This is a genomic window from Roseovarius sp. (assembly GCF_040219995.1).
In the GTDB taxonomy this organism is placed as follows: Bacteria; Pseudomonadota; Alphaproteobacteria; order Rhodobacterales; family Rhodobacteraceae; genus Roseovarius.
In genome coordinates this window covers 76,808-98,200 of the sequence record NZ_JAVJUC010000029.1, presented here as the reverse complement: position 1 = coordinate 98,200, position 21,393 = coordinate 76,808, and the positions used below count along the sequence as shown (strand labels likewise).

Below are 21,393 nucleotides of genomic sequence, written 5' to 3'. Positions count from 1 at the left end.
TCATAGGGCGCGGCACTGGGGTCACGTCACTCGACGGCGAGCGCCATATCGAGCAATTCCTGCCCGTCGGCGACCTGCTCGACAAAGGCCTTGTAGGAGGTTTCCTGGGCGATGGCGCGCCATGCATCGAACTCTTCCTGGCTCATATGAGCGATCTCGACACCCGCCTTCTCGTACACCTCGACAGAGTTGGCATCCTGCTTCTTGGCCTCTTCAAGGTAATAGGCCTCGGCCTTTTCCGCCCCGGCCATCAGCGCGGCCTGCTGGTCTTCGGACAGCCCTTCGAAGGTGGTCTTGTTCATCAGGAGCGGCTGATACATGAACCACAGCGCCACGTCGCCCGCAGGCGTGTAGCAGCTCACCTGCTCGTAGATCCGGTAGGAGACGAAGGACGAGGACGAGGTGTTGGCCGCATCCAGAACGCCGGTTTGCATGGCATTATAGATTTCCGACGACGCCATCGAGGCGATGGAGGCCCCGGCACCCGCCAGCATCTGCTCGAATGCCTTGCCCGCCGCACGGGTCTGAAGACCCTGAATGTCATCAGGCTTGGTGATGCACTTTTCCTTACCGGCAAAGCCGCCCGCGAGATAGCCATGCACCAGCACCATCACGTCATCCTCGGCCATCTTGGCCTCCAACGCCTCCATGAAGGGGCTGTCGGACAGGCGCGCGGCGTGGTCGTGGTTCTTGACCAGCCCCGGCATCAGGGTGAGGTTGTACGCCGGTTGTTGGCCGCCTGCGTAGCTGAGCGGCAGAACCGTCATGTCAAGCTGACCACGGCTGAGCGGGGTGTATTGCTCGCGCGGTTTGAACAGCGACTTGGAGCCGAAAATCTTGATCTCAAGGTCGACATCGGCGGCGGCTACTTCATCGGCGACGATTTGCGCCACCTTGTGACGCACGTCGTTGTTGGACCACTGATGCGACAGGCGCAGTTCGGCGGCGTTTGCCATTCCTCCCAGAAGCAGCGCGCTTGCGGCGGTGGCCGCGAATAATGTGTGTTTCATGTATTCCTCCCATAACTGCCGTGAGCCTGATGGCTCGTTAGCATGCGTGCAGTCTTTGGAGTTTTGAGTTCAGAGTCAAGATTTTTGTATACAAGAAATTTCATCTTGCGCACAAAGTCTTTGCCCCCTAGAGTTTTCTGCATGTCACAACGCCGGGCCGATATCATTGCGGATGCGCTGGAAGAGCTTGTCTTTACCGGCGGGTTCAACGATGGCGACCGGCTCGACGAAATCCGCCTTGCCCGTCAATTCGAGGTGTCTCGCACGCCGATTCGCGAGGCGCTCGGACGGCTTGTGGCCTCGGGCCTGGCCGAGCAGATACCCCGCCGAGGGGTGTTCATCCGGCAGCCCGGCCCGGTCGAACTGATGGAGATGTTCGAGACCATGGCCGAGATCGAAGGCGTGTGCGGACGGCTTGCGGCACAGCGCATTTCCGAACCCGCGCTACGTGATCTTGACGCGGCAAATGCGCGGTGCACGGCGGCGGTCGAGGCAGGTGACACCGATGGCTATTACCGCGAGAACGAGCAGTTTCACCACGTGATCTATCACCAGGCGGGCAACGGTTTTCTAGAGCATGAAGCGCTGAGACTGCACCGGCGACTCAAGCCGTTCCGCCGATTGCAACTCCGGTTGCGGGGACGGATGCAACAATCCATGGCCGAGCATGAAGCAATCGTCGCGGCCCTGCGCGCGGGCGAGGCGGAAGGGGCGGCGGAGGCGTTGCGGGGGCATGTGGCGATTCAGGGTGAGAAGTTCCACCTGTTGATGTCGAGCCTGCGCGACGCGGCGGAGTGAGCGCGGCGGTGGCCCTTGGCCGCATGGTGGTGTAAGCCGCGCGCATGTCCGATTATGCGCCGCCCACAGACCCGCTCGAGATCCTGCATCACGACCACGAAATCGTCGTGGTGAACAAGCCCGCGGGCCTGCTCAGCGTGCCGGGCAAGGGCGAGCATCTGGCCGATTGCCTGATGAGCCGTCTGCAGGACGCGTTTCCGACCGCGCTGCTGGTGCACCGGCTCGACCGCGATACGTCGGGTGTGATGATCTTTGCGCTCACCCCCCATGCACAGCGTCATCTGGGCCTGCAATTCGAGAAGCGGCAGGCGAAGAAAAGCTATGTCGCACGGGTATTTGGGCTGCTTTCACCCAAGACCGGCGTGGTCGATCTGCCCTTGACCGTGGACTGGCCCAATCGCCCTTTGCAGAAGGTTTGCCACGAGACCGGGCGTGCGGCATTGACCGAATGGCGGGTGCTGCGGCAGGGCGAGAACGAGAGCCGCGTGCGGCTCAGCCCCAAGACCGGGCGCAGTCATCAGTTGCGGGTGCACATGCTCAGCCTAGGGCATCCGATCCTCGGTGATCCGCTCTATGCCAGCGGCGCGGCGCGGGACTATCCGCGCCTGATGCTGCATTCCGAGGAGTTGCACCTGCGCCATCCGGACGGGGGCGCGGGTGTGAAATTTCGCGCAAAGGCCCCGTTCTGAAACCGTCAATCAGCGGGCTGCATCGCGTCGGTATTACGTCGGTATTACGTCGGTGTCGCGTGCGGATCACGCCAGCCCGCCCTGCACCGGTGCGCCGCTCTCGCGCGAGGCGCGGGTGACGGCCCCGCGATAGCGATAGCGCGCCCATTCGCGGCGCAGGTTTTCCAGCACGCCGCGCGCCCTGCCCTGCATGGTCGTGTCGTCGAGCGTATCGGCGACATCGCTGACCCCGGAGGGGTGGATCGCCGCCGGGCGCAACCCGGTGTGCCAATGGCTTTGCACAAACGTACCGACCGGGCGGTCGAAACTCTCGGTCAGGCGCAGGAGGTGATCGGCCGCGTCCCAGCTGACCATCTGCGCGGTGCTGCACAGCCCGGTCTGTTGCGGCACGCTGAGCACGCAGGGGCCCACGGTGTCGACAAGCGTGGCGGCCCCGTCAGATGGCCGCGTCTGGAACTGGATCAGTCCAAGCATGTCGATATTGGCAAGCGCGAGGCGCAGCGCGTTCGCATAGGGGTCGGGCGCGAGGGCCGCGTCATCCTCAAGAATCAGGCCGAAATCGAGATCTCGGCGGACGATCTCGGCCCAGATCTGGCGGTGACTGAGAAAACAGCCGATCTCGCCCGCGCTGAGACCGAAGGGATAGGCGGGCGCGAAAAGCCGCGCGCCCACGCAAGCGGCGAGATCGGTCGAGGAGAGCGCGCCCCCGTCGACGGCGGGCCAGATCTCGCCTTCCATCCCACAGCCCGCCACCACCTCGCGGGCATTGTCACGGCGCGCCGTGGTGCGCGTCAGATGCAGGACAAACGCGCGCCCCGCCACCGGCTCAGGCGTCCGGGGTCCAGCCCGAGACCGCCTTGACCTCGAGGAAATCCTCGATGCCCCAGACACCGCCTTCGCGGCCATAGCCCGACTGTTTCATGCCGCCGAAGGGTGCGCCCGCGCCGCGCGACTGGCCGTTCATCTCGACCATGCCGGAGCGCAGCCCGCGGGCGAGCCGGTTGGCCCGTGCCCCGTCACTGGTCTGGACATAGTTGGTGAGGCCGTAAGGCGTGTCATTGGCGATCGCGAGCCCGTCTTCCTCGGTATCGAACGAGATGATCGACAACACCGGGCCGAAGATTTCCTCGCGTGCGATGGTCATGTCGTTGGTGACATCGGCAAAGACCGTTGGGCGCACGTAGAAGCCCTTGTTGAACCCCTCGGGCCGTCCGGTGCCACCGGCGACAAGGCGCGCGCCCTCGTCGATGCCTTTCTGGATCAGGTCCTGGATCATGTTGAACTGCACCTCGTTGACCACCGGGCCGATATGGCGGCCTTCCTCGCTGGCGGGGCCAACGGTGAGCGAGGCGGCGACCTCGGCCGCCTCTTCCACGGCGCTGTCGTATTTATCGCGCTGCACCAACATGCGGGTCGGCGCGTTGCAGGACTGGCCGGTGTTGTTCATGCAGTGGATGACGCCACGCTTGACGGCCTTCTCGTCGGCATCGGCAAAGATCAGATTGGCGCCCTTGCCGCCCAATTCGAGGCTCACTCGCTTGAGCGTGTCGGCGGCGGATTTCGCGATCAGCTTGCCCGCCCGCGCGGAGCCGGTAAAGCTGATCATGTCGATATCTTCATGCGCCGAAAGCTGGCTGCCCACGCCCGCGCCATCGCCGTTGACGAGGTTGAAGACGCCCTTGGGCAGACCGGCCTCATGGATGATCTCGGCGAAGACCACGGCGTTGAGCGGCGATTCCTCGGAGGGTTTCAGCACCATGGTGCAGCCCGCTACCAGCCCGGCGATGACCTTGAGCGTGACCTGGTTCATCGGCCAGTTCCACGGCGTGATCATGCCGACGACGCCGACCGCCTCGTGGATGATGCGGTCATTGGGGGCGTGATCGCCAAGGGGGGCGTCGAATTCGAACTCGCGCGCGGCCTTGAGGAAGTTGGTCATGTGCCAGACGCCTGCGCCCACCTGCTGCTGGCGAGCCATGTCGATGGGTGCGCCCATCTCGACGCTGATCGCCTGCGCCATGTCCTCGCCCCGGGACTTGTAGACCTCGAGAATCTTCTCGATATGAGCGATACGCTCGGCCACGGGGGTGGCCATCCAGCCCGGAAGAGCGGCGCGGGCGGCGGCCACGGCGGCATCGGTATCGGCCTGCCCGCCGAGCGAGATCACCGCGCAGGGCTCTTCCGTCGAGGGGTCGATGACGTGATGCTCGCGCCCCGCGATGGGATCGGCCCATGTGCCGTTGATGTAGAACTGTCGTTTCTCGATCATCTGATTGACCTCCGTAAATCTGGCGATACTGTGTCAGCGTGCCGGGCGGCCCGCAAGGCGGGAAATCCTAGGTCCGCGCTGATTTGATCAAATCACGTATGTTCACCGAAACATCACATCAAGGAGGAGGCAGAAAATGGGCCTGCGCATCAATGACACGATCCCCGATCTGACCGTGACAACCGATCTGGGAGAGATTTCGCTGCATGACTGGGTCGGCGACGGCTGGGCCATCCTGTTTTCGCATCCCAAGGATTTCACCCCGGTCTGCACCACCGAATTCGGCGCGGTCGCGCGGCTGGCGGAGGAATGGCAGAAACGCGGCTGCAAGGTGCTGGGCGTGTCGGTCGACGGGGTCGAGGATCACGTCAAGTGGAAGGCCGATATCGAGACGGTCGGCGGGGCCGCACCGCGGTTTCCGATCGTCGCCGATGAGGGGCTGGAACTGTCCAAGGCCTTCGACATGCTGCCCGCCGAGGCCTATCTGCCCGACGGGCGCACGCCTGCTGACAGTGCGACGGTGCGGTCGGTCTTCATCATCGGGCCGGACAAGCAAGTCAAGCTGATCATGACCTACCCGATGACGGTAGGGCGCAATTTCGGCGAGGTGCTGCGCGCGCTCGATGCGCTGCAGACCACGGCGGGGCATGGCGTGGCGACCCCGGCCGACTGGACGGTGGGGCAGGACGTGATCATCCCGCCAAGCGTCAGCGACGCGGATGCGACGGCGAAATTCGGCGCGTATGACGCGGTGCTGCCCTACCTGCGTAAGACCAAGCTGCCCAGCTGAGGGACTGCGCCCAAGCGCTTTGAAAAGCGCTTGGGAAGCCGTTTTTCAAACGGCTTTGGCGCGCGTCGGTGCGGATGGGACCCAATCGCTTTGCAAAGCGATTGGCAAGCCGTTTCAAACGGCTTGACCGCCAACCCTGACCGGCGCGCTCAGCGGACCACGAAGACCGAGCATTTGGAATGCCGCACCACGCGGGCGGCGTTGGGGCCGAGCAGGTAGTCGCGGAAATCGGGTTTGTGCGCGCCGATCACGATCAGGCTTGCGCCATCGGCCTCGGCCACGCGCAGGATCTCGTCATAGGCGTTGCCGGTGACCACGAGGTGGCGGACCTGCGCGTTGGCCTCTTCGCCGACCACCCCGGCCACAAGGTCGTTGAGCCGCCGACGCGCCTCTTCCACCGCCTTGTCGTGGTGGTGTTCCTCGAAATAGGTGCCGACCACGCTCATCCCGTAATCGGGGACCACGGTGATCACGTCGAGTTGCGCGTCATCGAGCGCCGCGAGCCGGGCGGCGGCGCGCAGCACATGATCGTCACGATGCGGGTTGCTGACATCGACGGCGCAGAGAACAGGACCGGTCATGCGGTGACTCCTTGCTTGGCCTGGGGCTCTCGGGACATGCGCCCGCGCTGCAGAAGGGCGACGAGGCCCAGCAGGATGAACGCGGGGATGAAGATCAGCTCTTGCGGCCATTGCGCGACCGGGGCCTTGACCGAGGTGATCGTGACCGGCTCGTCGCCGTAAAAGTCATAGCCCTGCATCGTCTCGGAGAAGGGCGTGCCGAACATCGGTTCCTCGAGCAGCACCTGATCGCCCTCCGGGATGAGGGTGAGGCCATATTCCTGCAGGAGCGCGGCGCCGTCCTTGCCCTCGGTCGCGGTCAGAACAAGCGTGGTGTCCTTGGGCTCGCCGCTGATGAAATCGGGCCCTGCGACCACCATGCGCAGGTCCTGACCGGCGCTTGCGTTGTCGAGCGCCTGTTCGAGGTTGGCCGGTTCCACCATCTCGAAGGGCGGCTGGATGCGGTTCATGAAATAGTCGGGACGGAACAGCGCGAAGGCGATCAGGATCAGCGCCACGCTTTCATAGATGCGGTTCTTGGTCAGGAACCAGCCCATCGTGCCCGCCGTGAACACCAGAATCGCGATGGTGGCCACGATGAAGGTGATGATCCCTTGGGTCACCGTCACGTCGATCAGCAGCAGGTTGGTGTTGAAGATGAAGACGAAGGGCAGCGCCACGGTGCGCAAGCTGTAGAAGAACGCCGCAAAGCCGGTGCGGATCGCGTCGCCGCCCGAGACGGCGGCGGCGGCGAAGCTTGCCAGCCCCACCGGGGGCGTCACATCGGCCATGATGCCGAAGTAGAACACGAAGAGATGCACCGCGATGAGCGGCACGATCAGCCCCGATTGCGCGCCGAGTTCGACCACAACGCCCGCCATCAGCGACGACACCACGATGTAGTTGGCCGTGGTCGGCAGGCCCATCCCAAGGATCAGGCTGAGAATCCCGACGAAGACCAGCATCAGCACGAGGTTGCCGCCCGAGACGAACTCCACCAGGTCGGCCATCACCTGCCCCACACCGGTCAGCGTCACGGTACCGACGATCACGCCCGCCGTGGCGGTGGCAAGGCCGATGCCGATCATGTTGCGTGCGCCCGCGATCAGCCCGTCGAGCAGGTCAAGCAGGCCCGCGCGCATGGTGTTGGCGATGTCGCTCTGGCCACGGAACATCGCCTTGAGGGGGCGCTGCGTGATCAGGATCACGAAGAGCAGCGACGTCGCCCAGAAGGCCGAGAGGCCGGGCGATTTCTGCTCGATCATCAGGAAGTAGACCAGCACCACGATGGGCAGAAGGAAGTAGAGCCCGGCCTTGTAGATCTCGCCCACCACCGGCAGGCGCACGTCCTCGGAGTTGGGGTCGTCCGGCTCCAGATCGGGCACCCCGGCGGCGAGCCACAGGAGTGCGAGATAGGCCACGACCAGAAGCCCCGAGAGGACCAGCCCGGAATTGTCGGGCATCGCGGCGACGATCCAGCCCACCGGGTATTGCACCCCGTAGCACAGCCCCGCGAAGCCCGCGAAAAAGACGAACATCCCGCCGATGGTGCGCCCGAGGCTGACCACGCGGTCGCCCAAGGTGGGCATGTTCTGTTTCACCGCCTCGAGATGCACGATGTAGACCAGCGCGATATAGCTGATCGTGGCGGGCAGGAAGGCGTGAGTGATCACCTCAACGTAAGATATGCCGACATATTCCACCATGAGGAAGGCTGCCGCCCCCATCACCGGGGGCATGATCTGGCCGTTTACGGACGATGCCACCTCGACCGCGCCGGCCTTTTCCGACGTGAAGCCCACGCGGCGCATCAGCGGGATGGTGAAGGTGCCGGTTGTGACCACGTTGGCAATGGACGAGCCGGAAATGAGGCCGGTGGCCGCAGAGCCCACCACGGCCGCCTTGGCCGGGCCGCCACGCAGGTGGCCGAGCGCACCGAACGCCATCTTGATGAAATAATTGCCCGCGCCTGCCTTATCCAGCATCGCGCCGAACAGGACGAAGAGAAAGACGAACTTGGTCGAGACCCCGAGCGCGATGCCGAACACGCCCTCTGAGGTGATCCACATGTGGCTCATCGCCTTTTGCAGGCTGGCCCCCTTCCAGCGGATCACTTCGGGGATCCAGTCGGAGGCCCCGAAGAACACGTAGCATAGGAAGATCGTGGCGATGATCGCCATCGCCGGGCCGAGCGCGCGGCGCGCGCCCTCGAAGAGGATGATGAGGCCCGCGAGTGCTGCCCATTTGTCGGTATGGTCGGCAAGACCGCCATTGTTGACGATCTTTTCGTAGAAGAAATAGCCGTAGAGCGCGAAGAACGTCCCCGCGAGAGCCAGCACCCAATCATAGATCGGCACATAGGTGCGGGGGCTTGATTTCAGCATCGGATAGGCCATGAAGGCCAGAAAAATCGCGAAGGCGAGGTGGATCTGGCGGGAATTGTTGATCAGGTCGCCGGGCAGGACGTAATTGGCGAGCGGCGAGGCGAGAAGCACCTGGTAAAGCGACCAGACCACCGCCACGACCGCGAGCAACAGCGCCACGGCGCCTGTCGGATTGCGCGCGCCGCCGTCGTTGGAGGCGACCATGTCCTGAAGTTCGTCCTCGCTGAGCGGGCCCTTGCCCTTCGCGTCATCGGCCATATGTCCCGTCTCCCTGAAGCGCCGCGATCAACCCGCGATCTGTTATGATCACTTTGAAATAAACCATAAGGGGATGGCAAGGGCGGCGTGCCGCCCCTGCCTGAGGTTCGGAGTCGTTATTCGACCCAGCCCTGTTCCTTGTAATACTTCGCCGCGCCCGCATGCAGCGGTGCCGAAAGACCGGCGGTCGCCATTTCCTGCGGGTCGAGATTGGCGAAGGCGGGGTGCAGGCCGCGGAAGTCGTCGAAGTTTTCGAAGACTGCTTTCACAACCGTATAGACCGCATCCTCGCTGACCGCGTCAGAGCTGACGAAGGTGGCGCCGACGCCGAAGGTCTGGGTGTCCTCGTCATTGCCACGATACATGCCGCCGGGGATGGTGGCAGTGCGGTAATAGGGGTTGTCGTTCACGAGGCCCTCGACCGCGTCACCTGCGACGGTGACGAGCACGCTGTCACAGGCAGTCGTTGCCTCCTGAATCGAGCCCGAGGGGTGGCCGACGGTGTAGACCATCGCGTCGATCTGGTTGTCGCAGAGTGCTGCGGACTGCTCGGCGGCCTTGAGCTCGGTGGCGAGCGCAAAATCGTCAGTGCTCCAGCCCTTGGCCTCCATCAGCACTTCCATCGTGCCGCGCTGACCGGAGCCGGGGTTGCCGATATTGACGCGCTTGCCCTTGAGGTCATCGAAGCTGGTGATGCCGGCGTCGGCGCGGGCCACGACGGTGAAGGGCTCTGGGTGGACCGAGAACACCGCGCGCAGGCCTTCGAACGCGCCATCCTCTTCAAAGCGCGACGTGCCGTTATAGGCGTGATACTGCCAGTCGGATTGCGCGACGCCGAACTCGAGCTCGCCCGCGCGGATGGTCTTGATGTTGTAGATCGACCCGCCAGTGGATTCGACCGAGCAGCGGATGCCGTGATCCTTGCGGCCCTTGTTCACGAGGCGGCAGATCGCGCCGCCGGTCGGGTAGTACACGCCGGTGACGCCGCCGGTGCCGATGGTGATGAACTCCTCGGCCATCGCCGCCGGGGCCATCAGGGTTGCCAATGCGGCCCCCGCGACAGTGAATTTGAACTTTGAAAACATCATGATCTCCCTTGCTTGATGTTTGGTGGTTAGGGTTCAGCCGTCCCAGACCTCTCCGAGGCGGCGGCTGCTTTCTTCGACCCGTGCGATCCGCTGATGGGCGGCGGGGCCAGCGCGGCTGACCATTATGCCGATCATGGCCTCGACGAGAACCATCGTGGTCACATAGGACGAATAGAAATGCGGGCTGTCGGTCGGCACCACGAAACCCGCAGAGGCATGGCGCAGCGCCGGACAGCGGTGGCTGTCGGTGATCACCACCACGTAGGCCCCCTGCCCCGCCGCCAGTTGCGCGGCCTCGATGGAGCGGGTGGAAAACGGCGGCTTGGTGACGACGATGAGCGCGTCGCGCGCATCGAGATCGGCGAGCCCGGCACCGAGCGAGGCGCCCATGCGGCTGGCCATGGACCAGTTGCCGGTGCAGAAATGTGCCATATAGGCGAGGTATTCCACCACACCGGTGGAGCCGAGCGCGCCCAGCAAGAGCACGTTGCGTGCCGCTTGCAGGCGATCGACCGCCGCTTCGAGCAGATCCTGGTCCATGTCGCGCAGAAGGGTCTGGAGGTTGTTCTGGCAGGCCCCGACATGGGCCTCGAAAAAGCCGCTCTCGCCCGCCTCATGGGCGTTCTGAAGCCGCGCGGCGCGGTCGGCGAAACTGTTGACACGCTGGCCGATCTTTTCGCGCATCGCCTCGCGCAGGCCCTCGAAGCTCTGGTAGCCGATGGCTCGCGCCAGCCTTGAAAACGTGGCCGGGGCCAGTCCGCTATCCTGCGCCACGGCGCGCAAGGACCGGGTCGCGGTATCGACAGGGTGCGCCGCCACATATTCCCCGGCCTGCCGCAGCTTGTCGCTGAGGCCGTCGAAATTCTGCGACAGTCTGTGTTCGAACGAACTGTTCAAACCGGCACTCCCTGACGTTGTATTTTTTGAAACAAGTGGTTCCATCTGTTTCACAGCTTGTCAACAGGTGATTCATTTGTTTCAGTCGGGCGAACAGCAAGGATGCGCGCCATGACCCATGTCTTTCCCCGCCACACCAAGGCCCGCCCGCCCCGCGCGGCACGCGGTGACGGCGCTTATATCATCGACGAGACCGGCAAGCGGTATCTCGACGGCTCTGGCGGGGCGGCGGTGTCGTGCCTTGGGCACTCCGACCCGGACGTGACGCAGGCGATCAAGGATCAGGCCGACCGAATCGCCTTTGCCCATACCGGGTTCTTCACGTCGGAGCCTGCCGAACGGCTGGCCGACCGGCTGATCGCCCATGCGCCGGAGGGGATCGAGCGGGTCTATTTCGTCTCGGGCGGGTCCGAGGCGGTGGAGGCGGCGCTGAAACTCGCGCGGCAGTATTTCCTGGAGAAAGGCGAGCCGTCGCGCACCCGGTTCATCGCCCGGCGGCAGAGCTATCACGGCAACACCTTGGGCGCGCTCGGCACCGGCGGCAATGCCTGGCGGCGCGAGCCGTTTGCGCCGCTGATGGTCGAGACCTCGCATATCGCGCCCTGTTATGAATATCGCGGGCGTGAGGCAGGCGAGACGCCTGAGGCCTATGGCCTGCGCGTGGCCGATGAGCTTGAGGCGGAATTGCACCGCATCGGGCCCGAAAACGTCATCGGCTTTGTCGCCGAGCCGGTGGTGGGCGCGACGCTGGGCGCGGTGCCATCCGTGCCGGGATACTTCAAGCGCATCCGCGAGATTTGCGACCGGCATGGTATCCTGCTCATTCTTGATGAGGTGATGTGTGGGATGGGGCGCACCGGCACGCTCTTTGCCTGCGAGCAGGACGGCGTGCGCCCCGATATCGTGACCATCGCCAAGGGGCTGGGCGCGGGCTATCAACCGATCGGCGCGATGCTGTGCTCGGGCGAGATTTACGCCGCCATCGAGGGCGGATCGGGGTTTTTCCAGCATGGCCATACCTATATCGGCCATCCCATCGCCTGTGCCGCCGCCGATGTGGTGGTGAGCAAGCTGACGGATGGCGGGATGACCGAGCGCGCGGCGCGGATGGGCGAGGTGCTGGGTGAGGCGCTCACGGCGCGATTCGGCCAGCATCCTCATATCGGCGACATTCGCGGGCGCGGCATGTTTCGCGGGCTGGAACTGGTCGAAGATCGCGAGAGCAAGACCCCCTTTGATCCCGCGCGCGGCATCAACAAGAAGATCAAGGCGGCGGCGTTCGACGCGGGGCTGATCTGCTACCCGATGGGCGGCACGATTGACGGGCGGCGGGGCGATCATGTGCTGCTCGCCCCGCCGTTTATCCTGACCGAGGATCAGGTGGGAGAGTTGGTCGACAAGCTGGCCAGTGCGCTTGATGTGGCGCTGGCATGAGGGCGCTGCCCCGGCTGATGGTCGCGCCCAACGGCGCGCGGCGCGGCAAGGCGGATCACCCCGCGCTACCCGTGACCCTGCCTGAGATCGTGGAGACCGCGCGGGTGTGTTTTGACGCGGGGGCGGACGGGCTGCATTTGCATCTGCGCGACGCAGAGGGTCGGCATCTGCTCGATGCCGGGGCCTATCGCGAGGCCTTGGCGGAGTTGCGCCGCGCGGTGCCGGAGATGGCGGTGCAGGTGACGACCGAGGCGGCGGGGGCCTATGCGCCGCCCGTTCAGCGGGCGGTGGCGCTTGGCTCGGGGGCGGATCTGGTGTCGGTCGCCTTGCGCGAGATGGCGGCGGAGGAGGCGGAGGCGCCGGGGTTCTACGCCGCCTGCGCCGAGCGTGGCATCGCGGTACAGCATATCCTGTATGACGCAGGCGATTTCGATCTGCTGGCGCGCATGGTGCCCGAAGGTCTGCGCGATGCGACGGGGCTGCAAATGATCTTCGTGCTGGGACGCTACAGCGACGGGCAGGAAAGCGATGCGCGTGATCTTGAACCGTTCGTAGAGCGGCTGGCGGCGCGGGAGGCACACGCCGACTGGGCGCTCTGTGCCTTTGGCCGGGCCGAGACCGACTGCCTGCGTGCGGCACATACGGCGGGCGGCAAGCTGCGCGTCGGGTTCGAGAACAGCCTGTGGCACGCGGATGGCCGGATCGCGCGCGACAATGCCGAGCGGGTGCGGGAGGTGGTGGAGGCGTGTGGTCTGGAATAGGGGTGGATGGGCTAATGGCCTTGAGCGGACATCGCACCCCGCCAGAAGGTGCCGCGTGATCGCAGGGCCGGGGACTGGCGATGCAGCGGTCGTGGCGGGCACTTTATCCCAGCCAAATCATTCTAAACTCAACACGTTGCGCCACCCCTCAAATCGCCAGGCCGCGGGCCGGCCCGGCGATCGCGCGGCACCTTCGGTGCGTTTCGCGCGGGATGCGGCAACGGCAGCTTCAGGCCAGAATCGCCCCTCACAGCGCCGTTTCGAGACGCGACCACTCCGCCGCTGTCCCGGCGAGGCCGAGGCGGATCCAATGCGGCGAATAAGGGAAGATGCGCGACCAGATCTGGTGCCGCGCGAGGTGCTCTTGTGCGGCCGCCGCATCGGGCGTGGCGTAGGTGCGGAAAAGCGGCGTGCCCCCCACCAGTGACCAGCCCGCGCGGAGGCCGAGCGTATCGAGCCGAGCCACGTCGCGGGTGAGGCGGGCAGTGGTCTCTGCCTGCCACGCGGTGTCCGTCAGCGCCCGCAGCGCCACCTCGATCGCGGGGCCGGAGACGGGCCAGGGCCCGGCCATGTCGGCGAGGGTGCGGGCGATGCCGCCGGATGAAAGCGCAAAGCCGAGGCGCAGCCCGGCGAGCCCGTAGAACTTGCCGAAGGAGCGCAGGATAAGGATATTCTCCGGCCCCGAATGCAGGTGCGGGGCAAGCGACAAGTCGGTCTCGGGATCGGCAAAGCTTTCGTCCACCACCAGCAGCCCGACATGCGCCGCGAGGGCGGCAAGGCGGGCGGGATCGTGGCGCGCACCGTCGGGATTGTTGGGGTTGACGACAATGGCGCACTCGGCCCCGGCGAGGGCGTCGATCTCTGGCACATCCTCGACCGTCCAGCCTCGGGCGCGCAGGGCGGCGGCATGTTCGTTATAGGTCGGCGAGAGCACCCGCGCGAGGCCCGGCACGGCCAGATGCGGCACCGCCTGAATAGCCGCCTGCGCACCGGCGAGCGGGGTGACATGGGCGCGCGTGCGATAGCAGGCGGCGGCGGCCTCGCGCAGGGCGGCCATGTCGGATGTGGTGGGTAACTCGGCCACCGCATGCCGGGAGAGCTGCGGCATGGGGTAGGGCACGGGGTTGATGCCCGTCGACAGGTCGATCCATTGCGCCCTGTCACCGCCGAACCGGTGCATCGCGGCATCGAGATTGCCGCCGTGATCACGAGGCGTTTTATCCATGCCGCCTTAGACCAGCCAAAGCCCCAGAAGCGCAAGCGCCATGAGCGTCATGGCGCGGGCATAGAGCGACAGCGCGCGGTGCATGTCAGCCGCCTGCGGGTCGGGCGCACCGGGGTTGAGCCAGGGCTCGTCGCTCGCATGGGTGCCATAGATGCGCGGCCCCGAGAGGCGGATGCCGAGCGCACCGGCCATCGCGGCCTCGGGCCAGCCGGCATTGGGCGAGCGGTGGTGGCGGGCGTCGCGGGCCATGATGCGCAGCGCGCGCAGGGCATGGCGTGGGGTGGCGAGGGCAAAGAGCAGCCCCGTCAGCCGCGCCGGGATCAGGTTGGCCAGATCATCGAGCCGCGCGGCAACCTTGCCGAACGCCTCGTAGCGGTCATTGCGGTGGCCGATCATCGAGTCAAGCGTGTTGATCGCCTTGTAAGCAGCGATGCCCGGCAGGCCCAGAACAGCCCCCCAGAAGATCGGTGCGACGATGCCGTCTCCGGTATTCTCGGCGAGGCTTTCGATGCCCGCACGGGCGACGCCTGCGGTGTCGAGCATGGCCGGGTCGCGGCCCACGATCATCGCCACGGCGCGGCGCGCGGCCTCCAGATCGCCGCTGACCAGCGGTTTGGCGACGGCGGCGACGTGATCGCGCATTGACCGCAGTGCAATGAGCGGCCAGGCTAGAAGCCCGCCGATCAGCCAGCCGAGCGGACCATTGGGGAGCATCGCCTGTAGCATCGCGGCTGGAAGCGTGGCGGCGGCGATGGTGATCAGGGTGGTGAGTGCGCCCATACGCAAGCGTATGCGATGCGTGCCAGTGTTGAACCGCGCCTCAAGCGCCGCGATCAGGCGGCCGAGCCATGTCACCGGGTGGCCGATCCGGGCATAAAGACGGTCCGGCCAGCCCAGGAGGAGGTCGAGCGCAAGACCGGCCAGCATCATCGCCGCGAAGCTCATGCAGCACCCCCGGTGCGAAAGCGCAGGACGTCGCGCAGACCGGCCTCTTGCAGCGCGGCTCCGGCCCCATCGGGCTCGGTTCCGGGGGCAAAGATCAGCGCGCGGGCGGGGCCGGTATGCGCGCGGGCAATTCCCAGGGCACCCAGATCACGCGCCAGATCGGGGATCGGGTCGGCAGGGCCGCGATGGACGGTGCAGCGGCGCGCGGATTCGGTGGCGATGCCGGCGAGGGCCGCGAGATCGCCGCGCGCGGCAGCCCCGGACCAGAACGCCACCAGATCGGCGATGTCGGGAAAATCCTCATCGCCCGGATCGGTGCGCTCTGCCGCGCCCCAGAGCCCGCCGACGATCTCGGCCTCGGGAAGGCTTGGCAAATCGCGCAGCACCTCGGCCCGGCGCGAGGCCCAGAGCAGGCGGTCGGGATGTGTATGCATCAGGGGATCGCTTGCGCCTTCGACCGCGAGACAGGCGCGGGCCAAGGCATCCGGTTCACCGGAATGGCCGAGAGCACGGGCCGAGGCCACGAGACAGGCGGTGGAGGCCCCTGCCCCCGCGCCAAGCGGCATGTCACAGTCGAGCGCGGGCCAGTCGGGGGTATCGAGCCCGAGCGCGGCGGCGAAGGCATCGAGCCGTGCGGCGTCGAAGAGCGCGGGCAGGCGCAGACCCGTCCCCGGTGCGCGCACTGAGAGAGCCGGGCAGGCCAGCGTGATCAGCGCGACCGGGCCATCGGGGCCAAGCCGTCCTTGAATCCATTCGCCGAAATGACCGGGCACGGTGACGGGGGTGCAGGGCATGGCGGCGGGGTCTCTCATCTGCTGTTTGGCCTGCGCCGATGTGTCATGCGCCGCGTGAAAAGTCGAGCGGGCGCGGGAGATTTCGGTTTGACGTCCATTGATGGCAATGTAATAACATTACACAGCTTGATCTACGAGGTGCCCCATGGCCGTAACCGATCCACGCCTGCCCGTCACCGTCCTGTCCGGATTTCTCGGGGCGGGCAAGACGACATTGCTCAACCGTGTGCTGAACAACCGCGAGGGCCGCCGGGTGGCGGTGATCGTCAATGACATGTCCGAGGTGAATATCGACGCCGATCTTGTGCGTGCCGAAACCGAACTGAGCCGCACCGACGAGACGCTGGTCGAAATGTCGAATGGCTGCATCTCCTGCACCCTGCGCGAGCGCTGGCCGGATCACGCGCAGGCGCAGGACTATCTGCGCGCGCATTGGCAGGAGCCGTGGGGCGACCGGCGACAGGAGATCGTATTCGTCGGGGCGGGCATCGACTGGGCCGCGCTGCGCGGCAGGTTGGACACCGCGCTGATGCAGGATGAAGGGGCGGAGGATTTGCCCGATCCGTTCCCGCGCTGGCGGCGGGCAGAGGCGGCGGCATGACGCTGGCGCGTGAGATCCTGCACGGGGCGACGATTGGCGTGGGGGTGGCGGACCGTGCCGACGACCTCGACGTGATCGCGCGACCGGGGGTGGCAGCGGCGCTGTGGCGGCGGCGGGTCGATCCGGACTGGCAGGCATGGATCGACGGCCTTGCCCCCGCGAGGCTGCCGCGCCTGCGGGTGATCCTGCGGCCCGACATGGTGCGGGATGCCGCGCGCGCCGCCTGCGATATGGCGGGATTGGGCGAGGGCGTGGCGCGCAACTGGCTGGTCGAGGATATCGGCATGCTGGCGGATCACTTTGCCGGGCTGATGCGGGCGCGGTTCCTGCGGCTGCGGCTCGACGTGATCGAGACCGATGCCTGCCGCCGGTTCCATATCGACGCAGTCCCTGCGCGGCTGATCTGCACCTATCGCGGCACCGGCACGCAATACGGGATCAGCGTGGATGGCGATGTGCCGCGCCGGGTGTTCACCACGCCGACCGGCGCGCCGCTGGTGCTGCGCGGCACTCTGTGGCCGGGTGATCCGCCATCGGGGCTGTTGCATCGGTCGCCGCCCATCGAGGGGAGCGGCGAGACGCGGCTTTTGCTGGTGCTCGATCCGGTAGACGATCCGGAGGAGGCGATATGAGCGGCAGGAATACAGGGCGGACAAGCCTGCGCCAACGTCGTCGGAGCCTCGATCCGATGCGCGAGTTCGACCGGCTGCCGCCCGCGCTGCGGGCCTGGCTGGCGCGGGCCTGCCTGCCCTGGGGACCGCGCTCGGTCTTGCGCGCCTATCAGCGTGCCCTGCGTCAAAGCGGCGATGCGGCGCACGCGTTGGAGGCGCTGAACGCGATCGAGGCGCGGCTGATCGCGCGGGATGCGGCGCGGGTCTGGGGCAATGCGCATCCGGCGGGACTGGGCGAAAGATCACCGAGCGCGGAGCGTCCCTGCCCCGGATGTGGATAAGCGGCCGCGAAAAAGACTCGACATAACCGGAATATTGGTTATATTTACCCCATGAGTATCACGAGCCCCAATGCCCGCGCGCTGGCAGCCCTTGGTCATGACGCCCGCCTGTCGATCTTTCGCCTGCTGGTCAAGGCGGGGCATGACGGGCTGCGGGTCGGCGATATCGGCGCGCATCTGAGGCTCGCGCCTTCGACGCTGGCGCATCACCTCTCGACGCTGGTCGAGGCGGGGCTGGTGGTGCAGCGCAAAGAGGGGCGCGAGGTATTCAATAGCGTGGATTACACGGCGATGCAGCGCGTGCTGGGGTTTCTGACCTCGGAATGCTGTGCCGGTGTCACCCTGCAGGCCAAGGACGATGCGGCATGAGTTTTTTGCACCCTGAAATAACCAGAATTCCGGAGATATGGATATGACCGACACGAGCCTTTCCCCGACCGGCCCCGCCGCATGGGCCCGCACGCTGTGGCGGGATCACCGGGTGTGGCTGGCCTCGGCGCTGATCTTGGCGGTGGTTGCGCTGCTTGATCCGGCGCAGGCGCGCGACAGCCTTGGCTTTACCGCGCAATCGCTGCTGAATACCGCGCCCTTCCTGATCCTGTCGATCGGTGTGGCGGCCTGGGCCACGGCGACGGGGGCCGACAACCTGATCGCGCGCGCCTTTACCGGGGCGCCGGTGGTGATGATCGGGTTGGCGGCATTGGCCGGGGGCCTGTCGCCGTTTTGTTCCTGCGGGGTGATCCCGCTGATCGCGGCATTGCTGGCCATGGGGGTGCCGCTCTCGGCGGTGATGGCGTTCTGGCTGGCCTCGCCGGTGATGGACCCGTCGATGTTCGTGCTGACCACGGGCGTTCTGGGACTGGAATTCGCGCTCGCCAAGACGCTGGCGGCCGTGGGTCTTGGCGTCTTTGGCGGTGCGGTGGTGCATGTCATGTCCCGCGCGGGCGGGCTGAGCGATCCGCTGCGCGAGGGGATCGGAAATGGCGGCTGCGGCGGGGCCAAGCTGCGCGCGCCGAAGCCGGTGGTCTGGCGGTTCTGGCAAGAGCCTGAGCGGCGGGCCAAGTTTGGACGCGAGGCGCTGAACGTGACGCTGTTTCTCGCCAAATGGCTGACGCTGGCCTTTCTGCTCGAAAGCCTGATGCTGGCCTTTATTCCGGCAGAGACCGTCACCTCGGTTCTGGGCGGCAGCGGGCTCGGCCCCATCGCACTTGGCACACTGGTTGGCGTGCCGGCCTATCTAAACGGCTATGCCGCGCTGCCGCTGGTGGGCGGGCTGATCGCGCAGGGCATGGCACCCGGCGCCGGGCTGGCGTTTCTGGTGGCGGGGGGTGTGACCTCGCTGCCCGCCGCCATCGCGGTCTGGGCGCTGGTGAAACCGCGGGTCTTCGCGCTCTATATCGCGCTGTCGCTGAGCGGGGCGTTTGCCGCCGGGCTTCTGTTTCACCTTTGGAGCATTGCGTGAGACAGTTTGAAATCGAGATCGCCGGGCTGGAGCCCGGCACCCGCCTGCTGGCCCCGGCGGGCATGTGCAGCCCGCATGATGCCGTGACCCGGACGACCGTGACCGGCGGCGACATGCGCGGCGTGACGCTGGAGGCGGAGTTGGGGCTGGCGGCGCTGTGGATAGAGGCGGCGGGCAGCACGCTGACCCTGACCCATGACATCGCGCCCGCGCCCCAAGGGCAGCGCTATCCCGAAGTAATCTTTGCGCCACGGGTCACGCCCTATACCGTAGCCGCCGAGGATCTGGTCCGTGCCAGCCAAGAGATCGCCGCCCGCGCGGGCGGCGGCATGGCGGGCCTGCGCGCGCTGGTGGCCGAGGCCGAGGCGCGATTCACCTACGCCCATCCCGAGATACGGTTCAACGACGGAACCGACGCCGTGCCCTATCTCTCTTGTGGCACGACGCCCGGCTCTTGCGTCGATATCAACACCTATCTCGTGGCGAGCCTGCGCGCAGCCGGGTTTGAGGCGGGGTATATCTACGGCTACTTCTTTCCGGCGGAAAAGGGCGGTGTGACGGACGATGCGCATTGCTGGGTCGTCACCCGCCACGCGGGCGAGGTGCTGGAATGGGATATCGCGCATCACATCAAGGCCGGGCTTGGCCCGACGCAACCGGCGCTTGATCCGCGCCCCGGCTGGCGCGTGGCGCTTGGGCATTCGATGGGGCATGCCTATCGGCTCGATGACGGCACGGCCCGCTTCAAGCTTTTGTCAGAGCCGATGCGGGCGGGGCCGGATGGCGCATGGCATCACGTGCCGCTGGTCGCACGCCTGCCCGCGCCCGTGGCCGAGAGCGAGTTGCGCGTTCTTGCATGACCCCTGCCCTACCCGGGCCTGGAATACCCTCGGGTGGGGTCGCCCTGTTTGCCGAAAAAGCAGGCAGGAGCAGTCCGCCAAGCTGCATTTTCACGCGTATTCCACGCATCACCCTACATTTTCTGTTCAAAAACAGCCTCGTTGCGGTGTGAGAATATCGGTGTAAGCTGATCTTCTTTGGATGCGGGAACTGGGATGGCGGAGTGTTTTGACGAAATGTGGGGCGATACGGGCGGTTTGCGCGCGCCTTATCGCGGCTTTCACGACTGGTTCGCCGAGGAAGACCCCAAGCGTTTACGCGCCAAGCAGCGCGAGGCCGAGGAAATATTCCGGCTGACCGGCATCACCTTCAACGTTTATGGCCGTGCCGAGGCCGAGGAGCGGCTGATCCCGTTCGACATCGTGCCGCGCATCATGTCGGGAACCGAGTGGCACCGCCTGTCGCGCGGCATCGAGCAGCGGGTGCGCGCGATCAATGCCTTTCTGCACGACATCTACCACAATCAGGAGATCGTGAAGGCGGGGCGCATCCCGCAGGAGATGATCGCCCGCAACGAGGCCTTTCTGCCGCATATGATCGGGGTCGCGCCGCCGGGCGGGGTCTATACCCATATCGTCGGCATCGACCTTGTCTGCACCGGGGAGGGCGAATTCTACGTGCTCGAGGACAATGCGCGCACGCCCTCGGGGGTTAGCTACATGCTGGAGAACCGCGAGACGATGCTGCAGATGTTCCCGGAACTCTTCTCGCGCAACCGGGTGCAGCCGGTGCAGAATTACCCCGCCAACCTGCGCCGCTCGCTCGCCGCCTGCGCGCCGCCTGCGGCGGGGGTCGATCCGGTGGTCGCGGTGCTGACGCCGGGGATCTTCAATTCCGCCTATTTCGAGCATGCCTTTCTGGCCGATCAGATGGGCGTGGAACTGGTCGAGGGGCATGATTTGCGGGTGGTGGACGGGCGCGTCGCGATGCGCACCACCTGTGGTTACAAGGCCATTGACGTGCTCTATCGCCGGGTCGATGACGAGTTCCTCGATCCGCTCAACTTCAACCCCGAGAGCCAGCTTGGCGTACCCGGCATCATGGATGTCTACCGCACCGGCGGCATCACCATCGCCAACGCGCCGGGCACCGGCATCGCCGATGACAAGGCGATCTATTCCTACATGCCCGAGATCGTCGAATTCTACACCGGCGAGAGGCCGCTCTTGCAGAACGTGCCGACATGGCGCTGTTCAGATCCCGACTCGCTTGCCTATGTGCTCGACAATCTCGCCGATCTGGTGGTCAAGGAGGTGCATGGCTCGGGCGGTTACGGCATGCTGGTGGGGCCGACCGCCAGCAAGAAGGACATCGCGGCCTTCCGGCGCAAGCTGAAGGCGCGGCCCGGCAATTACATCGCGCAACCCACCCTCAGCCTGTCGACGGTGCCGATCTTTTCGCGCATGGGGCTGACACCCCGGCATGTCGATCTGCGGCCCTATGTTCTGGTCAGTCCCGAGGGCATCCGGATCACGCCGGGCGGGCTGACGCGGGTGGCGCTGAAGAAGGGATCGCTCGTGGTCAACTCCTCTCAGGGGGGCGGCACCAAGGACACATGGGTGCTGGAGGACTGAGG

General features: G+C 65.9%; 22 protein-coding genes. 12 read left to right on the top strand and 10 right to left on the bottom strand.

The genetic code is table 11. The features are described 5' to 3' along the window. Window positions 1–26: 26 nt before the first annotated feature. Window positions 27–1,010, bottom strand: a complete 984-nt coding sequence (gene dctP / locus RID11_RS13365) for a TRAP transporter substrate-binding protein DctP (protein ID WP_350139971.1) — start codon at window positions 1,008–1,010, stop codon at window positions 27–29. A 141-nt stretch (window positions 1,011–1,151) separates the two neighbouring features. Here dctP and RID11_RS13360 point away from each other — a divergent pair, with 141 nt between their 5' ends. Both RID11_RS13360 and RID11_RS13355 read left to right on the top strand, forming a co-directional pair. Continuing rightward, window positions 1,152–1,808 carry a GntR family transcriptional regulator gene (locus RID11_RS13360; RefSeq protein ID WP_350139969.1) on the top strand — a complete coding sequence of 219 codons (657 nt, stop codon included), beginning with the start codon at window positions 1,152–1,154 and terminating at the stop codon, window positions 1,806–1,808. A 44-nt stretch (window positions 1,809–1,852) separates the two neighbouring features. Next, window positions 1,853–2,497, top strand: a complete 645-nt coding sequence (locus RID11_RS13355; RefSeq protein ID WP_350139967.1) for an RluA family pseudouridine synthase — start codon at window positions 1,853–1,855, stop codon at window positions 2,495–2,497. Window positions 2,498–2,563: 66 nt separating this feature from the next. Here the strand turns inward: RID11_RS13355 and RID11_RS13350 are convergent, their stop codons facing one another. Together RID11_RS13350 and RID11_RS13345 are read right to left on the bottom strand one after the other, a co-directional pair. Continuing rightward, window positions 2,564–3,319: a glycosyltransferase family 25 protein gene (locus tag RID11_RS13350; RefSeq protein ID WP_350139965.1), complete on the bottom strand. Its 756-nt coding sequence runs from the start codon at window positions 3,317–3,319 to the stop codon at window positions 2,564–2,566. Between the two features lie 4 nt (window positions 3,320–3,323). Further along, on the bottom strand, window positions 3,324–4,766 hold the full coding sequence (locus RID11_RS13345) for an aldehyde dehydrogenase family protein (RefSeq protein WP_350139963.1): 1,443 nt from the start codon (window positions 4,764–4,766) through the stop codon (window positions 3,324–3,326). 136 nt (window positions 4,767–4,902) lie between these two features. Here RID11_RS13345 and RID11_RS13340 point away from each other — a divergent pair, with 136 nt between their 5' ends. Then, window positions 4,903–5,556 carry a peroxiredoxin gene (locus tag RID11_RS13340; protein WP_350139961.1) on the top strand — a complete coding sequence of 218 codons (654 nt, stop codon included), beginning with the start codon at window positions 4,903–4,905 and terminating at the stop codon, window positions 5,554–5,556. Window positions 5,557–5,705: 149 nt separating this feature from the next. Here RID11_RS13340 and RID11_RS13335 read toward each other — a convergent pair whose 3' ends face one another. The 4 genes from RID11_RS13335 to RID11_RS13320 form a co-directional block, all read right to left on the bottom strand. Continuing rightward, window positions 5,706–6,137: a universal stress protein gene (locus RID11_RS13335; protein ID WP_350139959.1), complete on the bottom strand. Its 432-nt coding sequence runs from the start codon at window positions 6,135–6,137 to the stop codon at window positions 5,706–5,708. Further along, the gene (locus RID11_RS13330; protein WP_350139957.1) at window positions 6,134–8,758 is read right to left on the bottom strand and encodes a TRAP transporter permease; all 2,625 of its coding nucleotides are present in this window, start codon (window positions 8,756–8,758) and stop codon (window positions 6,134–6,136) included. The genes RID11_RS13335 and RID11_RS13330 overlap by 4 nt, the downstream gene beginning before the upstream one ends. Window positions 8,759–8,874: 116 nt before the next feature. Further along, window positions 8,875–9,843 carry a TAXI family TRAP transporter solute-binding subunit gene (locus tag RID11_RS13325; RefSeq protein ID WP_350139955.1) on the bottom strand — a complete coding sequence of 323 codons (969 nt, stop codon included), beginning with the start codon at window positions 9,841–9,843 and terminating at the stop codon, window positions 8,875–8,877. Between the two features lie 36 nt (window positions 9,844–9,879). Beyond that, window positions 9,880–10,743 carry a MurR/RpiR family transcriptional regulator gene (locus RID11_RS13320; protein ID WP_350139953.1) on the bottom strand — a complete coding sequence of 288 codons (864 nt, stop codon included), beginning with the start codon at window positions 10,741–10,743 and terminating at the stop codon, window positions 9,880–9,882. 111 nt (window positions 10,744–10,854) lie between these two features. Between RID11_RS13320 and RID11_RS13315 the strand changes: the two genes are divergently transcribed. Together RID11_RS13315 and RID11_RS13310 are read left to right on the top strand one after the other, a co-directional pair. Next, window positions 10,855–12,177 (top strand): aspartate aminotransferase family protein, encoded by a 1,323-nt coding sequence (locus tag RID11_RS13315; RefSeq protein WP_350139951.1) that lies wholly within the window; start codon window positions 10,855–10,857, stop codon window positions 12,175–12,177. Further along, complete coding sequence (locus RID11_RS13310) at window positions 12,174–12,938, top strand: beta-keto acid cleavage family enzyme (RefSeq protein WP_350139949.1); 765 nt, start codon at window positions 12,174–12,176, stop codon at window positions 12,936–12,938. Before RID11_RS13315 ends, RID11_RS13310 begins: the two co-directional genes overlap by 4 nt. Window positions 12,939–13,185: 247 nt before the next feature. Here RID11_RS13310 and cobD read toward each other — a convergent pair whose 3' ends face one another. Genes cobD through RID11_RS13295 form a run of 3 tightly spaced genes read right to left on the bottom strand, consistent with a single transcriptional unit; the run spans window position 13,186 to window position 15,920 of the window. Further along, the gene (gene cobD / locus RID11_RS13305; RefSeq protein WP_350139947.1) at window positions 13,186–14,163 is read right to left on the bottom strand and encodes a threonine-phosphate decarboxylase CobD; all 978 of its coding nucleotides are present in this window, start codon (window positions 14,161–14,163) and stop codon (window positions 13,186–13,188) included. 6 nt (window positions 14,164–14,169) lie between these two features. Then, window positions 14,170–15,108 (bottom strand): adenosylcobinamide-phosphate synthase CbiB, encoded by a 939-nt coding sequence (gene cbiB / locus RID11_RS13300; RefSeq protein ID WP_350139945.1) that lies wholly within the window; start codon window positions 15,106–15,108, stop codon window positions 14,170–14,172. Continuing rightward, window positions 15,105–15,920: a propanediol utilization protein gene (locus tag RID11_RS13295; RefSeq protein WP_350139943.1), complete on the bottom strand. Its 816-nt coding sequence runs from the start codon at window positions 15,918–15,920 to the stop codon at window positions 15,105–15,107. The genes cbiB and RID11_RS13295 overlap by 4 nt, the downstream gene beginning before the upstream one ends. A 127-nt stretch (window positions 15,921–16,047) precedes the next feature. Between RID11_RS13295 and RID11_RS13290 the strand changes: the two genes are divergently transcribed. From RID11_RS13290 to RID11_RS13260, 7 genes are all read left to right on the top strand, one after another. Next, on the top strand, window positions 16,048–16,503 hold the full coding sequence (locus RID11_RS13290; RefSeq protein ID WP_350139941.1) for a GTP-binding protein: 456 nt from the start codon (window positions 16,048–16,050) through the stop codon (window positions 16,501–16,503). Beyond that, entirely contained in the window at window positions 16,500–17,135 is a 636-nt protein-coding gene (locus RID11_RS13285; RefSeq protein ID WP_350139939.1) for a DUF1826 domain-containing protein, read from the top strand. The genes RID11_RS13290 and RID11_RS13285 overlap by 4 nt, the downstream gene beginning before the upstream one ends. Beyond that, window positions 17,132–17,455 (top strand): DUF6525 family protein, encoded by a 324-nt coding sequence (locus RID11_RS13280; protein ID WP_350139937.1) that lies wholly within the window; start codon window positions 17,132–17,134, stop codon window positions 17,453–17,455. The genes RID11_RS13285 and RID11_RS13280 overlap by 4 nt, the downstream gene beginning before the upstream one ends. 51 nt (window positions 17,456–17,506) lie before the next feature. Next, window positions 17,507–17,824, top strand: coding sequence for an ArsR/SmtB family transcription factor (locus tag RID11_RS13275; RefSeq protein ID WP_350139935.1), 318 nt, complete (start codon window positions 17,507–17,509; stop codon window positions 17,822–17,824). 43 nt (window positions 17,825–17,867) lie between these two features. After that, the gene (locus tag RID11_RS13270; RefSeq protein ID WP_350139933.1) at window positions 17,868–18,917 is read left to right on the top strand and encodes a permease; all 1,050 of its coding nucleotides are present in this window, start codon (window positions 17,868–17,870) and stop codon (window positions 18,915–18,917) included. After that, window positions 18,914–19,777 (top strand): transglutaminase-like domain-containing protein, encoded by an 864-nt coding sequence (locus RID11_RS13265; RefSeq protein WP_350139931.1) that lies wholly within the window; start codon window positions 18,914–18,916, stop codon window positions 19,775–19,777. The genes RID11_RS13270 and RID11_RS13265 overlap by 4 nt, the downstream gene beginning before the upstream one ends. Before the next feature lie 216 nt (window positions 19,778–19,993). Then, on the top strand, window positions 19,994–21,391 hold the full coding sequence (locus tag RID11_RS13260) for a circularly permuted type 2 ATP-grasp protein (protein WP_350139929.1): 1,398 nt from the start codon (window positions 19,994–19,996) through the stop codon (window positions 21,389–21,391). The last annotated feature ends 2 nt before the right edge of the window (window positions 21,392–21,393 follow it).